The sequence below is a fragment of the Bradyrhizobium genosp. SA-4 str. CB756 genome (assembly GCF_000473125.1).
Classification (GTDB): Bacteria; Pseudomonadota; Alphaproteobacteria; order Rhizobiales; family Xanthobacteraceae; genus Bradyrhizobium; species Bradyrhizobium arachidis.
The window spans coordinates 7,823,537-7,845,338 of sequence record NZ_KI421499.1 but is presented as its reverse complement, the minus strand read 5'-3'; the positions used below and the strand labels follow the sequence as shown (position 1 = coordinate 7,845,338).

Genomic DNA, 21,802 nt, shown 5'->3' with positions numbered 1-21,802 from the left:
AAGTGCGTACCGAAAGTTGATCGGGGTCAAGGCCGGCCGAGCCATGGTCAGTCGAGCCCATGCCGCAGGCTTGCAGCGGCCGCGAACGGGCCGATCACGAGGCTGACCAGCGACAGCGCGCACAGGATCGAGAACGGCGCGCCGAAGGTCATGGGGCCGACGATCGCAGCCTGCGAGGCCGCAACGCCGAAAATCAGCACGGGAATCGACAGCGGCAGCACCAGCACCGCCATCAGGAGCCCGCCTCGGTGCAGCGTCACCGCCAGCGCCGCGCCGATCATGCCGGTGAAGGTCAGCGCCGGGGTGCCGGCCAAGAGCGTCAGTGCCACGGCTCCGGTTGCGACCATGTCGAGGTTGAGCAGCAGGCCCAGCACGGGGGTTGCGACAATCAGCGGCAGCCCCGCCGCCAGCCAATGCGCCAGCGCCTTGGCCGCGCAGGCGAGTTCCAGCGGGGTCCGGCTCATCGTGATCAGGTCGAGCGAGCCATCCTCATGGTCGGCCATGAACAGCCGGTCGAGCGTCAAAAGGCTCGCCAGCAGTGCGCCAAGCCACAGGATGGCAGGTCCGAGCCGCGACAACAGCGCCAGATCGGGTCCCACCGCGAACGGCATCAGGACGACGACGGTCAGGAAGAACAGCACGCCGATCAGCGCCCCGCCGCCGACGCGGAGCGCGATCCTGATGTCCCGGCGGATCAGGGCGGCGAGGGCGGTCATGGGGTGGCTCCGGCGGTGCGGCGGCCATGGGAGCCCGGCTCGCGCCCCAGGCAAACCGCGCTCCCTCCCCCCTTGCGGGGGAGGGAGGGGGAGAGGGGTAGCCTCGGGCGAGATGCCTTTGAGGGGCGGATTGCAAACAGCAATGCGCTCGCCTCCCCAACGCCAGAACCGAGAGGCTGTGCGGTGCGGCACCCCTCTTCCTGACCCTCCCCTGCAAGGGGGGAGGGAACGGAGAGAGCGGCGCCCGGCCGCTTGGAAAGCTGAGGGTCAGGCCGCCTCACGCCGTCCCCCCGATCCGCAGCTCCCGCGCCTCGATCCCCAGCGGCGCGTGGGTCGCCGCGACGATCATCCCGCCGCGCCCCAGATGCTCTCGCATCAGGCCGCCGAACATCTCCTGGCCGGCGACATCCAGCGCATTGGTCGGCTCGTCCAGCAGCCAGATTGGCCGTCGCAGCGTCAGCAGCCGGGCCAGCGACAGCCGGCGGCGCTGGCCCGCGGACAGGAAGGCTGCGGGCAGATGGGCGGCGTGGTCGAGGCCGACAATGGCGAGGCTTTCAGCCGCGTCGCGGCGCTCGCCGCCCAGGAAATCAGCCCAGAATGCCAGATTTTCAGCCACGCTCAGCGCCGGCTTCAGGGCGTCGCGATGGCCGAGATAGTGACACTGCTCGGGCAGCGTCATGTCGGCGTCGCCCCCGTCGAGTATGATCGTGCCGCCAGCCGGAACGAGCAGGCCGGCGATCAGCCGCAGCAGCGAGGTCTTGCCCGAGCCGTTGCGGCCGACCACCGCCACGGCCTCGCCGGCGACGGCCTCGAAATCGAGCCCGGCGAACACCTCGCGGCCGCCGCGCACGCAGGTGACCCCTCGCCCGGACAGCTGCATCTTGCCTGGTATCAACCCGTCCAAACGCTGGGCCTCAGGAAAACTTGGGGTAGCGCATCAGAATTTTTGGCTCGCGACTTGCTGGGTTCGATTGTGGCTGTGGCGGCGCGGTTAGAAAGCTTCTATAAGCCCGGAACTACTTGATGCAGCAACTCAACCTGCCCCTGCAAGCGACCCAGCCTGCTATGCTGACGGTGTTAAAATACCCTGCCGGGTATAACTAACAATTGGGATTTCCTACATGACCTCGCTCGACAGCTTCAAATGCAAAAAGACCCTCAAGGTCGGCGCCAAGACCTATGTCTATTACAGCCTGCCCACGGCCGAGAAGAATGGTCTGAAGGGAATTTCGAAACTTCCCTATTCGATGAAGGTCCTGCTCGAGAACCTCCTGCGCAACGAGGACGGCCGCTCGGTCAAGAAGGAAGACGTCGTCGCGGTGTCGAAGTGGCTGCGCAAGAAGTCGTTGGAGCATGAGATCGCCTTCCGCCCGGCCCGCGTGCTGATGCAGGACTTCACCGGCGTTCCGGCCGTCGTCGACCTCGCCGCGATGCGCAACGCGATGCAGAAGCTCGGCGGCGATGCCGAGAAGATCAACCCGCTGGTGCCGGTCGATCTCGTCATCGACCACTCCGTGATCGTGAACTTCTTCGGCGACAACAAGGCCTTCGCCAAGAACGTCACTGAAGAGTACAAGCAGAACCAGGAGCGCTACGAGTTCCTGAAGTGGGGCCAGAAGGCATTCTCGAACTTCTCCGTCGTGCCGCCCGGCACCGGCATCTGCCACCAGGTCAATCTCGAATATCTCTCCCAGACGGTCTGGACCAAGAAGGAGAAGATGACGGTCGGCAAGAAGACCGGCACCTTCGAGGTCGCCTATCCTGACTCGCTGGTCGGCACCGACTCCCACACCACCATGGTCAACGGTCTCGCCGTTCTCGGCTGGGGCGTCGGCGGCATCGAGGCGGAAGCCTGCATGCTCGGCCAGCCGCTGTCGATGCTGCTGCCCAACGTCGTCGGCTTCAAGCTGAAGGGCGCGATGAAGGAAGGCGTCACCGCGACCGACCTCGTGCTGACCGTGACGCAGATGCTGCGCAAGCTCGGCGTGGTCGGCAAGTTCGTCGAATTCTTCGGCCCGGGCCTCGACAATCTCTCCGTCGCCGACAAGGCGACGATCGCCAACATGGCGCCCGAATACGGCGCGACCTGCGGCTTCTTCCCGGTCGACGCCGCTGCGATCGATTACCTCAAGACCTCGGGCCGCGCGCCGGCGCGTGTCGCGCTGGTGCAAGCCTATGCCAAGGCGCAGGGCCTGTTCCGCACCGCCAAGTCGCCTGATCCGGTGTTCACGGAAACGCTGACGCTCGACCTCGCCGACGTCGTGCCGTCGATGGCCGGCCCGAAGCGTCCCGAAGGCCGCATCGCGCTGCCGTCGGTCGCCGAAGGTTTCTCGCTCGCACTCGGCACCGAGTACAAGAAAGCCGAGGAGCCCAACAAGCGCTTCGCCGTCGAAGGCAAGAAGTACGAGATCGGTCATGGCGACGTCGTCATCGCCGCCATCACCTCCTGCACCAACACCTCGAATCCGAGCGTGCTGATCGGCGCAGGCCTCCTGGCTCGCAACGCTGCCGCCAAGGGCCTCAAGGCCAAGCCGTGGGTGAAGACCTCGCTCGCCCCGGGCAGCCAGGTGGTCGCGGGCTATCTCGCCGATTCCGGTCTGCAGGCCGATCTCGACAAGGTCGGCTTTAATCTCGTCGGCTTTGGCTGCACCACCTGCATCGGCAATTCCGGTCCGCTGCCGGAGGAGATCTCGAAGTCGATCAACGAGAACGGCATCGTCGCCGCGGCCGTGCTCTCCGGTAACCGCAACTTCGAAGGCCGCGTCTCGCCGGACGTGCAGGCGAACTATCTCGCCTCGCCGCCGCTGGTCGTCGCGCATGCGCTCGCGGGCAGCGTCACCAAGAACCTCGCCGTCGAGCCGCTCGGCGAAGGCAAGGACGGCAAGCCGGTGTACCTCAAGGACATCTGGCCGACGACGAAGGAGATCAACGCTTTCATGAAGAAGTTCGTGACCGCGTCGATCTTCAAGAAGAAGTATGCCGACGTGTTCAAGGGCGACACCAACTGGCGCAAGATCAAGACTGTCGAGAGCGAGACCTATCGCTGGAACATGTCTTCGACCTACGTGCAGAACCCGCCCTACTTCGATGGCATGAAGAAGGAGCCGGAGCCGGTCACCGACATCGTCGAGGCGCGCATCCTCGCGATGTTCGGCGACAAGATCACCACCGACCACATCTCGCCGGCCGGTTCGATCAAGCTGACCTCGCCCGCCGGCAAATATCTCAGCGAGCACCAGGTGCGCCCCGCCGACTTCAACCAGTACGGCACGCGCCGCGGCAACCATGAAGTGATGATGCGCGGCACCTTCGCCAACATCCGCATCAAGAACTTCATGCTCAAGGGCGCGGATGGAAACATCCCCGAGGGCGGCCTGACCAAGCACTGGCCCGACGGCGAGCAGATGTCGATCTACGACGCCGCGATGAAGTATCAGCAGGAGCAGGTGCCGCTCGTCGTGTTCGCCGGCGCCGAATACGGCAACGGCTCCTCGCGCGACTGGGCTGCGAAGGGCACGCGTCTGCTCGGCGTTCGCGCCGTGATCTGCCAGAGCTTCGAGCGCATCCATCGCTCCAACCTGGTCGGCATGGGCGTGCTGCCGCTGACCTTCGAGGAAGGCACCTCGTGGCAGTCGCTGGGCCTGAAAGGCGACGAGAAGGTCACGCTGCGTGGCCTCGTCGGCGACCTCAAGCCGCGCCAGAAGCTGACCGCGGAGATCGTCTCCGGTGACGGCTCGCTGCAGCGCGTTTCGCTGCTCTGCCGCATCGATACGCTGGACGAGCTCGACTACTACCGGAACGGCGGCATCCTGCACTACGTGCTGCGCAAGCTCGCGGCCTAAGCGCGAATTTGTGAACGGTGGCTCACTGCGACGTGAGTAGAAGGTTAAACGAAGGCGGCCTATCACAAGGCCGCCTTCGCGCGTTTGCGGCATGCTTCAGATGGGCCCGCCCGGCGGAAATCCCGCCCAGGACGGTTGAACATGCCGCGCCCCGTAAGATTACGGTGACCATCAGGCGATAAGCTTCCCCCCAACGACTGACGATGTGTGACGTTCGACATGACGACAATGACGGCTTCTAATCTGGTTTCGCGCTGGTCCGGTGCACTCTGGTCGGGAGCGCTCAGCATCTGCGCCATCGCCGCCATCATCCGTCCCGCCCACGCCGATCCGCGCGCCGTTGTCGAATTGTTTACCTCGCAGGGCTGCTCGTCCTGCCCGCCCGCCGACAAGATCATCGGCGATCTCTCCAGCGATCCCTCGATCATCGCGCTGAGCATGCCGATCGATTATTGGGACTATCTCGGCTGGAAGGACACGCTGGCGGATTCGCGTTTCTCGGCGCGGCAGCGCGCCTATTCGCGCATGCGCGGCGACCGCGAGGTCTACACGCCGCAGGTCGTGGTCAATGGCTCGGCGCATGTCATCGGCAGCGATCGTGCCGGCATCGAGAATGCGATCGGCAAGACCGACAAGAGCAGTGGCGTGATGAGCGTGCCGGTGACGATGTCGCTCTCGGGCAAGCAGATCAACGTGTCGGTGGCCGCGAGCAAGGAGCCGGCGGTCTCGCATGGCGAGGTCTGGATCTGCTCGGTCGCCAAATCGGTGCCGATCTCGATCAGCCGTGGCGAAAATCGCGGACAGCAGATCACCTATCACAACGTGGTGCGCAATTTGCTCAAGGTCGGCGACTGGACTGGCCGTCCGGAAAGCTGGACCGTGCCGCTCGAGAACCTCACGCGCGACGGCGTCGACGGCGCGGTGGTCTATGTCCAGGACGGCAGCCGCGACAAGCCCGGTCCGATGCTGGGCGCAGCGTACACGTCGCTGCATTGATTCGAATTTCTCTCTAGCGTCGCACTCGCTCTAACTCTTCATGTGGAGAGCGAGAGTATGCGCGAGATCGTCTCAGGAGATCTGGTCTCCCGTCATTCCGGGGCGCGCGAAGCGCGAGCCCGGAATCCATCGATCCACAATCCGAGCTGAGAAATGGATTCCGGGCTGGCGCCAAGCGGCGCGCCCCGGAATGACAGCGCGTCAGAAACAATCCGACACAAACAAAAAAGGACCAACTTGCGTTGGCCCTCCTTGTCGCGCGTACAGACCCGATCCTGTTCGACCCCGGGGGGCTGGGGAATCCGGAACCGAAAGGACCGGGCCAACGCACACGAATCTTTTCGCAATGCAGGGCGGCGGGCACTGGGCGGAAAAGCGGCGACAGTATGATTCCTGCTAACGATCCCGTGACGGTTTGCCGCGACAGAGTTCCACTTTTGCGTGTGGTCCAATTCGCACCCGATCAGGCGGGTTGAGCCCAGAGCCCTGTCCCGGATTCCTGCAAGAGCCCTTGCGGCGAGGAGCGGTTGGCGCGATCATGTGACTGTCATGATCCGCGGTACCCTGGGACGGTTTCGCGGGCGCGATCATGCTGTGCGATGAGGAGCGCTCCCATGAGTCTGACGTCGGAGGATGCCGATCCGAGCGAGCAGCGCGCGGCGGCGCGGCCCGTCGCGGCGAACGCGCAGCCGAACCGGGTGACGTTCAACCGGCTCGAGCTGCACCGCATTCTCAATCTCTATGGCCGCATGGTCGCCGACGGCGAGTGGCGCGACTATGCCATCGACTTCCTGAAGGACCGCGCCGTGTTCTCGGTCTATCGCCGCGCCTCGGAAGTGCCGATCTACCGCATCGAGAAGGACCCGCGCCTCGCGCGCAAGCAGGGCATGTACAGCGTGATCTCGGCGACCGGCCTGATCCTGCGCCGCGGCCATGAGCTCGAGCGCGTGCTGCTGGTGATCGACCGGAAATTGGCGGTGGTCTAACCGCACGAACGGTGCCGTAGGGTGGGCAAAGGCGCAAAGCGCCGTGCCCACGACCTTTCCGTAATCGCCCTGATGGTGGGCACGCTTCGCTTTGCCCACCCTACGAGCGGTGCCGTGGCGAGGCCCTACTTCCCCGGCACCGTCTTCGCGCCCTCGCCGAGGTCGCGCTGCATCATCACCGTGTCGAGCCAGCGACCGAACTTCAGCCCGACATTGGGGTGGGTGCCGATCATCTTGAAGCCGCCCCTGGTGTGCACGCCGATCGAGCCGGCATTGGCGGAATCGCCGATCACGGCGATCATCTGGCGGAAGCCGCGCGCCTCGCATTCGGTGATCAGCCGCTCCAGCAGCAGCGAGCCGATGCCGCGGCGGTGGAAACTCGGATCGAGGTAGATCGAGTTCTCGACCGTGAAGCGATAGGCCGGCCGTGGCCGGTAGGCACCGGCATAGGCATAGCCGGCGACGCTGCCGTCGAGGATGGCGACGAAATAGGGATAGCCGCCGTCGACCAGCGTGCGGTAACGGCGGGTCATCTCGGCTAGGTCAGGCGGATCCAGCTCGAACGTCGCAGTGCCCTCGCGAACGGCCTGCTGGTAGATGGCGGTGATGGCGGGAAGGTCGGCCTCGGTCGTGGGCCTGATATCGGGTGCGGACATGGCCTCAGACTAGAGGCTTCGCCCGGTTGCTGGAAGGGGGCCGCCACCGTCTCCCGGTCGTCATTGCGAGCGTAGCGAAGCAATCCAGAAATGCATCCGCGGAGGGCCTCCGGATTGCTTCGTCGCAAGGGCTCCTCGCAATGACGAGGAGAGCTACCGGGGCCCCAAACAAAAACCCCGGCCTCTCGGCCGGGGTTCGTGTCCGTTCTCTCGTCTGGCGCTTAGTCGCGCTGGCCGAGGAGCTGCAGCAGCAGCGTGAACAGGTTGATGAAGTTCAGGTACAGCGACAGGGCGCCGGTAATGGCCGCACGCTCTGCGATGTCACCGCCGGCCGAAGCGTAGCCGTAGATGTAGTCGTTCTTCAGGCGCTGGGTGTCCCAGGCGGTGAGGCCGGCGAACACCAGCACGCCGACCACCGACACGATGAACTGCAGCATCGAGCTCGCCAGGAACAGGTTCACCAGGCTCGCGATGATGATGCCGATCAGGCCCATGAACAGGAACGAGCCCATGCCGGTCAGGTCACGCTTGGTGGTGTAGCCGTAGAGGCTCAGTGCACCGAAAGTCGCCGCGGTGATGAAGAACACCCGCACGATCGAGGTGTGGGTGAACACCAGGAAGATCGACGACAGCGAGATGCCCATCAGCGCCGAGAACACCCAGAACAGGATCTGGGCGGTCGAGGGAGCGAGACGGTTGATGCCCGCCGAGATCACGAACACCATCGCGAGCGGCGCGAGCATGAACAGCCACTTCAGGGGGCTGACGAACATCGCGTAGCCGAACGGCGTCAGGAACAGCTTGCCGACGCGGACGGCGTCCGCGGTCGGGACGTCAGTCACGGCAGCCAGGTAGACACCGAGCGCGGCCAGGCCGGTGATGGCAAGGCCAATGCTCATGTAATTGTAGATGCGCAGCATGTAGGCGCGCAGGCCGGCGTCGACCGTCGCGGCGTCAACACGCCCGGCGGCCCTGCCGAAAGGAGAAGCGTAGTTACGGTCTAGGTCCGACATGGTCGAATTCCCGTTGGTTGGCCGGTCCGGCATGAGGGTCGCCACGCCGCCGGTTCGTCAAGTTCTATCCGGATACCGATGTCTGCCGACATTAAATTTGGCTAACAATCGGGGGCTCCGAACCCATTCGATATGTGGGAAACTAACACATTCGCTGCAACCGTCCACGCGCGGCTGAATGTCGCCCTCGGGCACAATCCTGGCGAGCGGACGTGGTTAATCGCAGGAATCGTGCGATTCCGCTACCGCGCGGCATCCCGCTACATTTTGTCACAAATTCCGCAACACCGTAGCGGGCTTTTTGTTCAACGCCAGCAGAGTGCCGGCGAGCCCGAGCCCCACGGTGACGACCAGTGCGGCCGCGACCACGCCGGCGGCGCTGCCGGCCTGCCAGACGAAACTCAGCGTCATCAGCCGTGTCACGATCATCCAGGCCGCGATGCTGCCCGCGATCACGCCGAACACCGCGGTGGCGAGCCCGATCAGGAGGTATTCGAGGGCATAGGCGCCGAGCAGCCGCAGCCGGGTTGCGCCCAGCGTCTTCAGGATTACCGCATCATAGACCCGGTGGCGGTGGCCGGCGGCCAGCGCCCCGCCCAGCACCAGGATCGCCGAGATCAGCGTCACCGCGCTGGCGCCGCGGATCGCCAGCGCCAGGTTGGTCACGACCGAGCCGACCGTCTCCATCACCTCGCGCACGCGCACGCTGGTCACCATCGGATAGGCATCCGCAACCTGCTTGATGATCTTGCCGTCACCGGTCGCATCGCCGCCGGATTCGGTCAGCGTCGCGATGTGGGTGTGGGGTGCGCCCTTGAAGGCGTTCGGCGAGAACACCAGCACGAAATTGATGCCCATCCCCTGCCAGTCGATGGTGCGCAGATTGCCGATCTTGGCCGGAATGTCGCGGCCGAGCACGTTGACCACGATCTCGTCGCCGAGCTTGAGGTCGAGCCCGTCGGCGATCTTCTTCTCCATCGAGACCAGCAGCGGGCCGGAATAGTCGGGGCCCCACCATTCGCCCTCGACCACCTTGGAGCCCTTCGGCAGCTCGGCGGTATAGGTCAGGCCGCGGTCGCTTTGCAGGACCCATTCCGAATCCGTGCTGGGCTTGAGGTCCTCGGCGCGCACGCCGCGGGCGGCGACGATGCGGCCGCGCAGCATCGGTACGTCCTCGACCTTCGCGCCGGGCGCGATCTGCCGCAGATAATCGTCGAACTGCTCGGCCTGCGTGCTCGGGATGTCGATGAAGAAGAACGAGGGTGCACGATCCGGGAGCGCTGCCAGGAACTGCCGGCGCAGATTGCCGTCGATCTGGGTGATGGTGACGAGCACGGCGAGCCCGAGACCGAGCGACAGCACGACCGAGGGCGTCAGCGCGCCGGGCCGGTGGATGTTGGCGATCGCCAGCCGCAGCATCGGCAGCCGCGTCCGCGGCAGGTGCCGCGCGATACCCATCAGCAGCGCGGCGATGCCGCGTAGCAGGGCGAACACGACGACGGAGGACGCGACGAACACCGCGGCGATGCGTTTGTCGAACGAAAGCCCGATCACGACCGCAACGAGCAGGGCGATCACGACGCCCATGAACACGAGATAGCTCGCGCGTGGCCGGTGCCATTCGGAGCTGATGGTGTCGCGGAACAGCGCGGCGACCGGCACGTCGTGCGCTCGCCCGAGCGGCCACAGGCCGAAGGCGAGCGCGGTGAGCAGGCCATAAACGAAGGACAGCGCGAGCTCGTCGGCATGCACGGCCGGCACCACCGGCAGCGGCAGCAATTTTCCGAACAGGCCGACGATCGCGAACGGCATCGCGGCGCCGAGGGCAAGGCCGATCACCGAGCCGATCGCGGCAAGCAGGAGAACCTGCGCCAGGTAAATGCCGAACACGTCGCGGCCGGTGGCGCCGACCGCCTTGAAGGCGGCGATCACTTCGAGCTTGCGGTCGATATGGCTCTTCACGGCGTTGGCGACGCCGACGCCGCCGACCAGCAGTGCGGCAAGGCCGACCAGCGTCAGGAACTGTGTGAAGCGGTTGATATTGCGCTCGAGCTGCGGCGAGGCATTGGAGCGGCTGCGGATCTCCCAGCCGGCCTGCGGCGCAGCGTTGCGCGCATCATTGATGAAGGTTTCGGTGGCGCGCTCGCTGTTGGCGCCATCGGGGAGCTTCACCCGGTAGACCCAGCGTACCAGGCTGCCGGGCTGGATCAGGCCGGTGGCGCGCAGGCCCGCCTCGCTGATCAAAAAGCGCGGGCCAAAACCGATGCCGCCGGCGAGCTTGTCCGGCTCGGCCTCGACAGTCGCGCGGATCTGGAATGTCGCCGAGCCAATGGTGACGCGGTCGCCGGTCTTGAGGGAAAGACGTGCAAGAAGCGTCGGATCGGCGGCCGCGCCGAACGCGCCATCGCGTTCTGCGACGAGATCGGACATCGGCAGAGGCGGCGCCAGCGTCAGCTGTCCGAGCATCGGATAGGCGTCGTCGACCGCCTTCATCTCGACCAGCGCCAGCTTGCCCTCGGCCGAGCGCGCCATGCCGCGCAACGTCGCGGCGGTCGAGACAGTGCCGCGCGAGCGCAGGAAGCTGACCTCTTCGGGCTTGGCCTCGCGCTGGAACAGCACGAAGGAGACGTCGCCGCCGAGCAGCGTGCGGCCTTCGCGGGCGAGACCGTCGGAAAGACTCGCCGACACCGAGCCGACTCCGGCAATCGCCATCACGCCGAGCGCGATGCAGGCGATGAAGACGTAGAAGCCGCGCAGGCCCCCGCGCAATTCGCGCAATGCGTAGCGCAGCGACAGCGCGACGGCGCTCGGCTTTGCGAACGGTTCGGCCACAGCACTCATGCCGGCGCAGTCTGCGTGTCGATGCGGCCGGAGCGCAGGCGGATCACGCGATCGCAGCGATGCGCCAGCGAGGAATCGTGCGTGACCAGCACCAGCGTCATGCCGCGCTCGGCATGCTTGCTGAACAAGAGATCGACGATCTGCTTGCCGGTGGCTTCGTCGAGATTGCCGGTCGGCTCGTCGGCGACGAGGATGGCCGGATCGGGCGCCAGCGCACGGGCGAGCGCGACGCGCTGCTGCTCGCCGCCGGACAGCTGCGTCGGATAGTGATGCAGGCGGTCACCGAGCCCGACCGATTGCAGCTCCTGCGCCGCGCGCTTGGCGGCATCGGGATTGCCGGCGAGCTCGAGCGGCACGGCGACGTTCTCCAGCGCCGTCATGGTCGGGATCAGATGGAAGGACTGGAACACGATGCCGACCTGGCGGCCGCGGAAGCGGGCCAGCGCGTCCTCGTCGAGGGCATTGAAAGGCGTGCCGTTCACCACCACCTCTCCGCTATCAGGACGCTCCAACCCCGCCATCACCATCAGCAGCGTGGATTTGCCCGAGCCTGACGGGCCGATCAGGCCGATCGTCTCGCTACGGCCGACCCGCAGGCTGATATCCTTGAGAATGTGAACGCGCGCCGCGCCCGTACCCAAAGAAAGATTGACGTTGGAGATGGCGATGGTGTCCGACGAGGTGTCGGCGAGCGAAGAGGTATCGATGCGAGTGTCCATGGTCCGGTCATATGGCAACTCCGCACGCGCGGTCGAGAGGCGTTGCGGATTCTTCATGCACATAGCCGTGTTGATGCTCGCTTTGATGACGATGGCGAACCCGGCCTGGGCGGAGGCGACAAAGCCGGTCAAGCTTGTCGTTCTCGGCGATTCCTTGAGCGCCGGCCTCGGTCTCCCGGGCCAGGAGGCATTCCCCATTAAACTTCAAAAAGCCTTGCAAGCCAAAGGCATAGCCGTCGACATGACCAATGCGGGGGTGTCCGGCGACACCTCTTCCGGCGGCCGCGACCGGCTCGACTGGTCGGTGCCCGATGGAACCGATGGCGTGATCGTCGAGCTCGGCGCCAACGACGCGCTGCGCGGCATCGATCCCGACTTGACGCGCAAAGCGCTGACCGACATCGTCGCGCGTCTGAAGGCGCGCAAGATCCCGGTGATGCTGTGCGGCATGCTGGCGCCGCCGAATTACGGCGCCGAATATGCTGCGCGCTTCAATTCGATTTATCCGGATCTTGCGAAGACGTTCGACGTGCCGCTCTATCCGTTCTTCCTCGAGGGCGTCGCGGCCGACGCCAAGCTCAACCAGGCCGACGGCATTCATCCGACAGCGGCCGGCGTCGACATCATCGTCGGCAGGATCATGCCCACTGTGGAGGCATTCGTTGGCACGATCCACGAGCAGCAGCGTTGAAAAACAGGCAGCGCTAACCCTAATTCCCAGGGTTTTACCGGGGTGAGGCGCGGCATGCTTCGCAGAGTCACACAACTGCGATAGGAATCAGGGTACCGGTTGATTCGTCGCCGGCTCTAATTTGGATATGGTCCTCGCCTCGAGGGTCGTACCCAAGCATCGGGAGGCTGAACGATGCCGCGTTTGTTCACTGGTCTGGAAATTCCGGCCGAGATCGGCCAGTCGCTTTCCAATCTCAGGGGCGGCCTTCCCGGCGCCCGGTGGATCGATCCCGAAAATTATCACGTCACCTTGCGCTTCATCGGCGATATCGACGGCGCCTCCGCCAACGAGATCGCCTCGATGCTGTTTCGCGTCGACCGAAAGCCGTTCGAGGTGAAGGTGCAGGGCCTGACCAGTTTTGGCGGCCGCAAGCCGCGCGCGGTGGTCGCCACCATCGCGCCGAGCAAGCCGCTGATGGAATTGCAGGCCGAGCTCGAACGCATGATGCAGCGGATCGGTCTCGATCCCGAGGGACGCAAGTTCATCCCGCACGTCACGCTGGCTCGTTTGCATGACGCCACCGACCGCGACGTCGCCGACTATCTCTCGATCCGCGGCTACTTCCCGAGCAAGGCCTTCATGGCCGAACGCTTTGTCTTGTTCTCGTCGCGCGCATCGACCGGTGGCGGACCGTATGTGGTCGAGGACGCTTACGAGCTGTGTGAGTAGCACTGCTCTCGTACCCTGGACGCAGTGCGCCACGTAGTGGTGCACTGCTGAGCCGGGGCCCATAGCTCCCAGCAATGAACGAAACAGTGGGTCCCGGCTCTGCGCAGCAGCGTTCCACGTCCGACATGAAACCGCATACCCCGTCCACCAATTCACGGCTTGCAATTTCCGCCCATCTCTGGCGGTAAAGAGCCATGCTCTCCACCCCAAACTCCTCATTCCGCGAGGCATACCAGGCCCAGATCGCGTCAGGCGCGATTGAGCCCGATGCTGCGCAGGCCGAGGTCGCCGAAGCCTATGCCGCGCTCGACCAGCGGCTCGCGAATTACAAGCCGCAGCGCAAGCAGGGCCTGCTCAGCCGCCTGTTCAGCAGCGACAAGGACGAGGCGCCGCGCGGGCTCTACATCCATGGCGAGGTCGGCCGCGGCAAGACCATGTTGATGGACTTGTTCTTCCAGCACGCGAGTGTCGAACACAAGCGCCGCGCGCATTTCCACGAGTTCATGGCCGAAGCGCATGAGCGCATCTACGACTATCGCCAGAGCATCGCGCGCGGCGAGATCGCCGACGGCGACGTCATCGCACTGACCGCGACGGCGATCTTCGAGGAGAGCTGGCTGCTCTGCTTCGACGAATTCCACGTCACCGACATCGCCGATGCGATGATCCTGGGCCGCCTGTTCGCAAAGCTGTTCGAGCTCGGCACCGTGGTGGTCGCGACCTCCAACGTCGCGCCTGACGATCTCTACAAAGGTGGCCTGAACCGGTCGCTGTTCCTACCCTTCATCAAGCAGATCACCGACCACATGGACGTGGCGCGGCTCGACGCGCGCACCGACTTCCGCCTGGAGAAGCTTCAGGGTGTGCCGATGTGGCTGACGCCGGCGGATGGCGATGCGGACGCCGCGCTCGACCGCGCCTGGGCGAAGATGACCGGCAACGCCAAATGCAAGTCGCGCGACATCTCGATCAAGGGCCGCACCTTGCACGTGCCGTGCTCGGCGCACGGCGTGGCGCGGTTCTCGTTCGCCGATCTCTGCGAGAAGCCGCTCGGGGCGTCCGATTATCTGAGGCTCGCGCACGACTATCACACCATCCTGGTCGACCATATTCCAGTGATGGACTTCTCCCAGCGCAACGCCGCCAAGCGTTTCATCACGCTGATCGATACGCTCTATGACAATGCCGTGAAGCTGATGGCCTCGGCGGACGCCAACCCGATCTCGCTCTACCTCGCCCACGAGGGCAACGAGGCCATGGAGTTCAAGCGGACCGCCTCGCGCCTGATCGAGATGAGCTCGGAATCCTATCTGGCGCTGGCCCACGGCCGCAAGGATTCCACCGCCAGCGGCTCCACCAAGGGGCTGGTGGAGACTTAAGTCCTATTTGCCAGCGCTGTCATTCCGGGGCGTCGCGAAGCGACGAGCCCGGAATCCATCGCGCCACAGACTCTGCCGCCTGATGGATTGCGGGCTCGCGACTTTCGTCGCGCCTCGGAATGACGGGGTTGCGCTTGTATATGCGCCAAGCCCGACAAATGGGCATCCAGCGACTTGAACGGGGGAGGCGAAAGGGATAACCACCCGTCTCAGTTTTCCCCTCCTTACGTGTCTAAAGGACAGGTTCACATGGCGCGCGACAAGATTGCTTTGATTGGCTCCGGTCAGATCGGCGGAACGCTGGCTCATCTCATCGGCCTGAAAGAACTGGGCGACGTGGTGATGTTCGACATCGCCGAAGGCGTGCCGCAGGGCAAGGCGCTCGACATCGCGCAGTCCTCGCCGGTCGACGGCTTCGACGCGCACTACACCGGTGCCAACTCCTACGAAGCGCTCGACAACGCCAAGGTCTGCATCGTCACCGCCGGCGTGCCGCGCAAGCCCGGCATGAGCCGCGACGACCTCCTGTCCATCAACCTCAAGGTCATGGAGCAGGTCGGCGCCGGCATCAAGAAGTATGCCCCCGACGCCTTCGTCATCTGCATCACCAACCCGCTCGACGCGATGGTCTGGGCGCTGCAGAAGGCCTCGGGCCTGCCGCACAAGAAGGTCGTCGGCATGGCCGGCGTGCTCGACTCCGCGCGCTTCCGCTACTTCCTGGCCGACGAGTTCAACGTCTCGGTCGAGGACGTCACCGCCTTCGTGCTCGGCGGCCATGGCGACACCATGGTGCCGCTGGTGAAGTACTCCACCGTCGCCGGCATCCCGCTGCCCGACCTCGTCAAGATGGGCTGGACCTCGCAGGCGCGCCTCGACGAGATCGTCGACCGCACCCGCAACGGCGGCGCCGAGATCGTCAACCTGCTCAAGACCGGCTCGGCCTTCTACGCCCCCGCCGCCTCGGCGATCGCGATGGCTGAGAGCTATCTGCGCGACAAGAAGCGCGTGCTGCCTTCGGCCGCCTACCTCAACGGCGAATACGGCGTGAAGGACATGTATGTCGGCGTACCCGTCGTGATCGGCTCCAAGGGCGTCGAGCGCGTCGTCGAGATCGAGCTCGCCGGCAAGGACCGCGAGGCCTTCGACAAGTCGGTCGGCGCGGTGCAGGGCCTGGTCGATGCCTGCAAGAAGATCGCACCCGATCTTCTCGGCCGCTAAGGCCCAAACAATCCCGCCGAAGACCGAAACCCGGTCTTCGGCGGTTTCACTTCCGGGGCCCGGCTGACCGGGCGGGCCTTCGGTTCGGCAGTCCAGAGATCTCGAAGTCAAAGAATCCGGGTTGCAGTTCCTGTGGTATATGGTATGCCAGCCACAAGACTGAGGTGGGCCCATGGGGTCACCGCCCGCGGGTTCAGGGAGCGACCATATGAATATCCATGAATATCAGGCCAAAGCGCTGCTGGGTGAGTTCGGCGTGCCGATCTCCAAGGGCGTCCCGGTTCTCAAGGCCGCCGACGCGGAAGCAGCCGCCAAGGCGCTGCCCGGTCCGGTCTATGTCGTGAAGAGCCAGATCCATGCCGGTGGCCGCGGCAAGGGCAAGTTCAAGGAAGCCTCAGCCGGCGACAAGGGCGGCGTCCGGATCGCCAAGTCGGCCTCTGAAGTTTCCGAGTTCGCCAAGCAGATGCTGGGCGCGACGCTGGTGACCGTGCAGACCGGCCCCGCCGGCAAGCAGGTCAACCGCCTCTACATCGAGGACGGCTCCGACATCGACAAGGAGTTCTACCTCTCGATCCTGGTCGACCGCGAGACCTCGCGCGTCTCCTTCGTCGTCTCGACCGAAGGCGGCGTCAACATCGAGGACGTCGCGCACAACACGCCTGAGAAGATCGTGACCTTCTCGGTGGATCCCGCGACCGGAATCATGGGCCATCACGGCCGCACCGTCGCCAACGCGCTGAAGCTCTCCGGTGATCTCGCCAAGCAGGCCGAGAAGCTCACCGCGCAGCTCTACGCCGCCTTCGTCGCCAAGGATATGTCGATGCTGGAGATCAACCCGCTGGTCGTGACCAAGCAGGGCCAGCTCCGCGTGCTCGACGCCAAGGTGTCGTTCGACGACAACGCGCTGTTCCGCCACCCCGAGGTGCTCGCGCTGCGCGACGAGACCGAGGAAGACGCCAAGGAGATCGAGGCGTCCAAGTACGACCTCAACTACGTCACCCTCGACGGCAACATCGGCTGCATGGTCAACGGCGCCGGTCTCGCCATGGCGACGATGGACATCATCAAGCTCTACGGCATGTCGCCGGCGAACTTCCTCGACGTCGGCGGCAGCGCCAGCAAGGAGAAGGTCGCGGCCGCGTTCAAGATCATCACCGCGGATCCCAACGTGAAGGGCATCCTGGTCAACATCTTCGGCGGCATCATGAAGTGCGACGTGATCGCCGAGGGCGTCACGGCTGCGGTTCGTGAAGTCGGCCTCAGCGTGCCGCTGGTGGTTCGCCTCGAAGGCACCAATGTCGAGCTCGGCAAGAAGATCATCCGTGAATCCGGCCTGAACGTGGTGCCGGCCGACAATCTCGACGACGCCGCGCAGAAGATCGTGAAGGCCGTCAAGGGAGGCTAAGGCCATGGCCCAGGACCATCTCGCCGCATCATCTCCGCTTGCAGAGCACGCGCGTCTCGCCGCGTTCGCCGGCGAATGGGATGGCGAAGAGACGGTCTTCCCATCGCGCTGGACCGAAGGCGGCCCGGCGACCTCGCGCACCGTCGCGCGCATGGATCTCAACGGGTTCTACCTGATCCAGGACTCGGTGCAGATGCGCGACGGCAAGCAGGTCTTCGCGACCCATGGCATCTTCACCTACGATCGTGACGACCGGACCTACAAATTGTTCTGGTACGACTCGCTCGGCTACACGCCGCCCTCGCCCGCTTCCGGCGGGTGGGTCGGCAAGACCCTGACGCTGGTGCGCGGCTCGCTCCGCGGCAATGCGCGCCACGTCTACGAGATCATCGACGACAATTCCTACTCGTTGAAGATCCAGTTCTCGCCGGACGCGGAAGGCTGGGCCGACGTGCTCACTGGCGTCTACCGCCGCATCCACTGACCCTCTCACTCTGTTAGTTTCGCGAAAGCAGACCTCATGTCCATCCTGATCGACAAGAACACCAAGGTCATCTGCCAGGGCTTCACCGGCAAGAACGGCACCTTCCACTCCGAGGCTGCGATCGCCTATGGCACCAAGATGGTCGGCGGCACCTCGCCGGGCAAAGGCGGCTCGACGCATCTGGGCCTGCCGGTGTTCGACACCGTGCGCGATGCGCGTGAGAAGACCGGCGCCGATGCGTCGGTGATCTACGTGCCGCCGCCGGGCGCGGCCGACGCGATCTGCGAAGCCATCGACGCCGAGATCCCGCTGATCGTCTGCATCACCGAGGGTATTCCGGTCGTCGACATGGTCCGCGTGAAGCGCTCGCTGGCCGGCTCCAAGTCGCGCCTGATCGGGCCGAACTGCCCCGGCGTCATGACCGCCGGCGAGTGCAAGATCGGCATCATGCCGGCCAACATCTTCAAGACCGGCTCGGTCGGCATCGTCTCCCGCTCCGGCACGCTCACTTACGAAGCCGTGTTCCAGACCTCGCAGGAAGGCCTCGGCCAGACCACCGCGGTCGGCATCGGCGGCGACCCGGTCAAGGGCACCGAGTTCATCGACGTGCTCGAAATGCTGCTGGCCGATCCCAAGACCGAATCGATCATCATGATCGGCGAGATCGGCGGTTCCGCCGAGGAGGACGCCGCCCAGTTCCTCAAGGACGAGGCCAAGCGCGGCCGCAAGAAGCCGATGGTCGGCTTCATCGCCGGCGTCACCGCACCTCCCGGCCGCCGCATGGGTCATGCCGGCGCGATCATCTCGGGCGGCAAGGGCGATGCCGGTTCCAAGACCGAAGCGATGCAATCGGCCGGAATTACCGTGTCTCCGTCGCCGGCGCGCCTCGGCCATACGCTTGCCGAAAAGTTGAAAGGCTAATTCACTTCTTCGTGCTTTTCCGGGCGAAGTTTCGCAGCAAATAGGGTAAATGGTGCCAGTCGCGTCGGGCCTCTGCCGGGGAGCCCGACGCCAGCGCCGTTTGTTATGCGCGAACCGAAATCGCCAGGAACTCAAGTATGTCTCGCCAGGACGCGAACGCAGCCTTTGCCCTCTCTTCGTTTTTGCAGGGCACCAACGCCACCTACATCGACGAAATCTACGCCCGCTACGAGAAGGACCCGTCCTCGGTCGACGCCGAGTGGCAGGAGTTCTTCAAGAGCCTCAACGATCAGCCGGCCGACGTCCGCAAGAACGCGGAAGGACCGTCCTGGGAACGCGACAACTGGCCGCTGAGCCCGCAGGACGATCTGACCTCCGCCCTCGACGGCAACTGGGCTGAGGTCGAGAAGGCGGTCGGTGCCAAGATCGCGGCCAAGGCGCAAGCCAAGGGCGCCGACATCTCCTCCGCTGACGTGCTTCAGGCGACGCGTGACTCGGTCCGCGCCCTGATGTTGATTCGCTCCTACCGCATGCGCGGCCACTTCCACGCCAAGCTCGATCCGCTCGGCATCGAAGCCCCGCGCAACCGCGAAGAGCTCGACCCACGCACCTACGGCTTCAGCGAAGCCGATTTCGACCGCAAAATCTTCCTCGATCACGTGCTGGGTCTCGAATACGCCACGCTGCGCGAGATCACCGCGATCTGCGAGCGCACCTACTGCCAGACGCTCGGCGTCGAGTTCATGCACATCAGCAACGCCGCGCAGAAGGCCTGGATCCAGGAGCGCATCGAGGGACCGGACAAGGAAATCTCGTTCACCCGCGAAGGCCGGCGGGCGATCCTGATGAAGCTGGTCGAGGCTGAAGGCTTCGAAAAGTTCTGCGACACCAAGTTCACCGGCACCAAGCGCTTCGGCCTCGACGGCGGTGAATCGCTGATTCCCGCGCTCGAGCAGATCATCAAGCGCGGCGGCAATCTCGGCGTGAAGGAAGTCGTGCTCGGCATGCCGCATCGCGGCCGCCTCAACGTGCTGACCCAGGTGATGGGCAAGGCGCACCGCGCACTGTTCCACGAGTTCAAGGGCGGCTCGGCCAATCCCGACGCGGTCGAAGGCTCCGGCGACGTCAAATATCACCTCGGCGCCTCCTCGGACCGCGAGTTCGACGGCAACCGCATCCATCTGTCGCTGACCGCCAACCCCTCGCATCTCGAGATCGTCGATCCCGTGGTGCTCGGGAAAGTGCGCGCCAAGCAGGACCAGCACGGTGATCCGCCGGACCAGCGCATCTCCGTGATGCCGCTGCTCATGCACGGCGACGCCGCATTCGCCGGCCAGGGCGTGGTGGCCGAGTGCTTCGGCCTGTCGGACCTGAAGGGCTACCGCACCGGCGGCTCCGTGCACTTCATCGTCAACAACCAGATCGGCTTCACGACTTATCCGCGTTACTCGCGCTCCTCGCCCTATCCGTCGGATGTGGCGAAGATGATCGACGCGCCGATCTTCCACGTGAACGGCGACGATCCGGAAGCCGTGGTGTTCGCGGCGAAGGTCGCCACCGAATTCCGTCAAAAGTTCCACAAGCCCGTCGTCATCGACATGTGGTGCTATCGCCGTTACGGCCACAACGAGGGCGACGAGCCCGCGTTCACCCAGCCGGTGATGTACAAGCGGATTGCGGCCCATCCCTCGACCCTCACTCTCTACTCCAAGCGCCTGATTGCCGAAGGCGTGGTCACCGAGGGCGAGGTCGACAAGCTAAAGGCCGACTGGCGCTCGCGGCTCGATGCCGAATTCGAGGCCGGCACCTCTTACAAGCCGAACAAGGCCGACTGGCTCGACGGCAAGTGGTCCGGCTTCAAGATCGCCGACCAGGAAGAGGATGCACGGCGCGGCGTCACCGGCGTCGATCTGCCGATCCTCAAGGACATCGGCCGCAAGATCACCAAGGTGCCGGACGGCTTCCGCGTTCACCGCACCATCCAGCGTTTCCTCGATAACCGCTCGAAGGCGATCGACACCGGCAACGGCATCGACTGGGCGACCGGCGAGGCGCTGGCGTTCTGCTCGCTGCTCAATGAAAACCATCACGTCCGTCTGTCCGGACAGGATTCGGAGCGCGGCACCTTCTCGCAGCGCCACTCGGTCCTGATCGACCAGGAAGACGAGAGTCGCTACACGCCGTTCAACCATCTCGGTCACGAGCAGGGTCACTACGAGGTCATCAACTCGCTGCTGTCGGAAGAGGCCGTGCTCGGCTTCGAATACGGCTATTCGCTCGCCGAGCCGAACACGCTGACCCTGTGGGAAGCCCAGTTCGGCGACTTCGCCAACGGTGCGCAGGTCGTGTTCGACCAGTTCATCTCCTCGGGCGAGCGCAAATGGCTGCGCATGTCCGGCCTCGTCTGCCTCTTGCCGCACGGCTATGAAGGCCAGGGACCGGAGCATTCCTCGGCGCGCCTCGAGCGTTATTTGCAGATGAGCGCCGAAGACAACATGCAGGTGGTCTATCCGACCACGCCGGCGAACTACTTCCACGTGCTGCGCCGGCAGCTCCATCGCGAGATCCGCAAGCCGCTGATCGTGATGACGCCGAAGTCGCTGCTGCGCCACAAGCGGGCGGTCTCGCGTCTCGAAGAGCTCGCGAAGGGAACGACCTTCCACCGCATCCTCTATGATGACGCCCAGATGCTGCCGAACGAGGCGATCAAGCTCGTCCCCGACGAGAAGATCCGTCGCATCGTGCTGTGCTCCGGCAAGGTCTATTACGATCTCTACGAGGAGCGCGAGAAGCGCGGCATCGACGACATCTACCTGATGCGCGTCGAGCAGCTCTATCCGGTGCCGCTGAAGGCGCTGGTCGCCGAGCTGTCGCGCTTCAAGAAAGCCGAGATGGTGTGGTGCCAGGAAGAGCCCCGCAACATGGGTGCCTGGCACTTCATCGAGCCCTATCTGGAATGGGTGCTGAACCAGGTGAACGGTGTGAGCCGGCGTCCGCGTTATGTTGGCCGCGCCGCTTCCGCCGCGACCGCGACTGGTCTGATGTCCAAGCATCAGGCGCAGTTGAAGGCGTTCCTGGACGAAGCACTGAGCTGAACTCTTTCGAACTGCGTCATGCCCCGCTCCAGTGCGCAACTGCGCACAAGGGCGGGGCATCCAGTACGTCGTGACCGCAACGTCGCGGCTCGCTGGATGGCTTGCTTTTCGCTGGCCGATGACACCTGA

At 64.8% G+C, this 21,802-nt stretch carries 17 protein-coding genes; 11 read left to right on the top strand and 6 right to left on the bottom strand.

The features are described 5' to 3' along the window. Nucleotides 1-47 precede the first annotated feature (47 nt). Together ccmB and ccmA are read right to left on the bottom strand one after the other, a co-directional pair. Nucleotides 48-716, bottom strand: coding sequence for a heme exporter protein CcmB (ccmB, locus tag BRAGE_RS0137875; protein ID WP_027561852.1), 669 nt, complete (start codon nt 714-716; stop codon nt 48-50). A gap of 277 nt (nt 717-993) precedes the next feature. Beyond that, a complete protein-coding gene (gene ccmA / locus BRAGE_RS0137870; RefSeq protein WP_027561853.1) occupies nt 994-1,596 on the bottom strand; it encodes a heme ABC exporter ATP-binding protein CcmA in 603 nt (200 codons plus the stop codon). 241 nt (nt 1,597-1,837) lie between these two features. On the opposite strand from ccmA, the gene acnA reads away from it, so the two are divergent. The 3 genes from acnA (at nt 1,838) to BRAGE_RS0137855 (ending at nt 6,540) form a co-directional block, all read left to right on the top strand. Continuing rightward, on the top strand, nt 1,838-4,558 hold the full coding sequence (gene acnA, locus BRAGE_RS0137865; RefSeq protein ID WP_027561854.1) for an aconitate hydratase AcnA: 2,721 nt from the start codon (nt 1,838-1,840) through the stop codon (nt 4,556-4,558). A 219-nt stretch (nt 4,559-4,777) separates the two neighbouring features. After that, nucleotides 4,778-5,554, top strand: coding sequence for a DUF1223 domain-containing protein (locus BRAGE_RS0137860; RefSeq protein ID WP_027561855.1), 777 nt, complete (start codon nt 4,778-4,780; stop codon nt 5,552-5,554). Nucleotides 5,555-6,168: 614 nt separating this feature from the next. Continuing rightward, the gene (locus BRAGE_RS0137855; RefSeq protein ID WP_027561856.1) at nt 6,169-6,540 is read left to right on the top strand and encodes a DUF2794 domain-containing protein; all 372 of its coding nucleotides are present in this window, start codon (nt 6,169-6,171) and stop codon (nt 6,538-6,540) included. Nucleotides 6,541-6,665: 125 nt separating this feature from the next. Here the strand turns inward: BRAGE_RS0137855 and BRAGE_RS0137850 are convergent, their stop codons facing one another. The 4 genes from BRAGE_RS0137850 to BRAGE_RS0137835 all read right to left on the bottom strand — a co-directional run bounded on the left by BRAGE_RS0137850 (nt 6,666) and on the right by BRAGE_RS0137835 (nt 11,769). Then, a complete protein-coding gene (locus BRAGE_RS0137850; RefSeq protein ID WP_027561857.1) occupies nt 6,666-7,196 on the bottom strand; it encodes a GNAT family N-acetyltransferase in 531 nt (176 codons plus the stop codon). A 221-nt stretch (nt 7,197-7,417) separates the two neighbouring features. After that, nucleotides 7,418-8,209, bottom strand: coding sequence for a Bax inhibitor-1/YccA family protein (locus tag BRAGE_RS0137845; RefSeq protein ID WP_027561858.1), 792 nt, complete (start codon nt 8,207-8,209; stop codon nt 7,418-7,420). A gap of 270 nt (nt 8,210-8,479) precedes the next feature. Then, nucleotides 8,480-11,050 carry an ABC transporter permease gene (locus BRAGE_RS0137840; protein ID WP_027561859.1) on the bottom strand — a complete coding sequence of 857 codons (2,571 nt, stop codon included), beginning with the start codon at nt 11,048-11,050 and terminating at the stop codon, nt 8,480-8,482. Beyond that, nucleotides 11,047-11,769: an ABC transporter ATP-binding protein gene (locus BRAGE_RS0137835; protein WP_027561860.1), complete on the bottom strand. Its 723-nt coding sequence runs from the start codon at nt 11,767-11,769 to the stop codon at nt 11,047-11,049. Before BRAGE_RS0137835 ends, BRAGE_RS0137840 begins: the two co-directional genes overlap by 4 nt. Nucleotides 11,770-11,824: 55 nt before the next feature. On the opposite strand from BRAGE_RS0137835, the gene BRAGE_RS0137830 reads away from it, so the two are divergent. The 8 genes from BRAGE_RS0137830 to BRAGE_RS0137795 all read left to right on the top strand — a co-directional run bounded on the left by BRAGE_RS0137830 (nt 11,825) and on the right by BRAGE_RS0137795 (nt 21,673). Then, nucleotides 11,825-12,460 carry an arylesterase gene (locus BRAGE_RS0137830; RefSeq protein WP_027561861.1) on the top strand — a complete coding sequence of 212 codons (636 nt, stop codon included), beginning with the start codon at nt 11,825-11,827 and terminating at the stop codon, nt 12,458-12,460. A 174-nt stretch (nt 12,461-12,634) separates the two neighbouring features. Then, nucleotides 12,635-13,171: an RNA 2',3'-cyclic phosphodiesterase gene (gene thpR, locus BRAGE_RS0137825; protein ID WP_027561862.1), complete on the top strand. Its 537-nt coding sequence runs from the start codon at nt 12,635-12,637 to the stop codon at nt 13,169-13,171. A 194-nt stretch (nt 13,172-13,365) separates the two neighbouring features. Continuing rightward, nucleotides 13,366-14,550, top strand: a complete 1,185-nt coding sequence (gene zapE, locus BRAGE_RS0137820; protein WP_027561863.1) for a cell division protein ZapE — start codon at nt 13,366-13,368, stop codon at nt 14,548-14,550. Between the two features lie 249 nt (nt 14,551-14,799). After that, nucleotides 14,800-15,768: a malate dehydrogenase gene (gene mdh / locus BRAGE_RS0137815; RefSeq protein WP_008145224.1), complete on the top strand. Its 969-nt coding sequence runs from the start codon at nt 14,800-14,802 to the stop codon at nt 15,766-15,768. Between the two features lie 208 nt (nt 15,769-15,976). Next, nucleotides 15,977-17,173, top strand: a complete 1,197-nt coding sequence (gene sucC / locus BRAGE_RS0137810; RefSeq protein ID WP_027561864.1) for an ADP-forming succinate--CoA ligase subunit beta — start codon at nt 15,977-15,979, stop codon at nt 17,171-17,173. 4 nt (nt 17,174-17,177) lie between these two features. Further along, a complete protein-coding gene (locus BRAGE_RS0137805) occupies nt 17,178-17,657 on the top strand; it encodes a DUF1579 domain-containing protein (protein ID WP_027561865.1) in 480 nt (159 codons plus the stop codon). Between the two features lie 36 nt (nt 17,658-17,693). Continuing rightward, nucleotides 17,694-18,578, top strand: a complete 885-nt coding sequence (gene sucD / locus BRAGE_RS0137800; RefSeq protein ID WP_027561866.1) for a succinate--CoA ligase subunit alpha — start codon at nt 17,694-17,696, stop codon at nt 18,576-18,578. Nucleotides 18,579-18,715: 137 nt separating this feature from the next. Continuing rightward, nucleotides 18,716-21,673 carry a 2-oxoglutarate dehydrogenase E1 component gene (locus BRAGE_RS0137795; protein ID WP_027561867.1) on the top strand — a complete coding sequence of 986 codons (2,958 nt, stop codon included), beginning with the start codon at nt 18,716-18,718 and terminating at the stop codon, nt 21,671-21,673. The last annotated feature ends 129 nt before the right edge of the window (nt 21,674-21,802 follow it).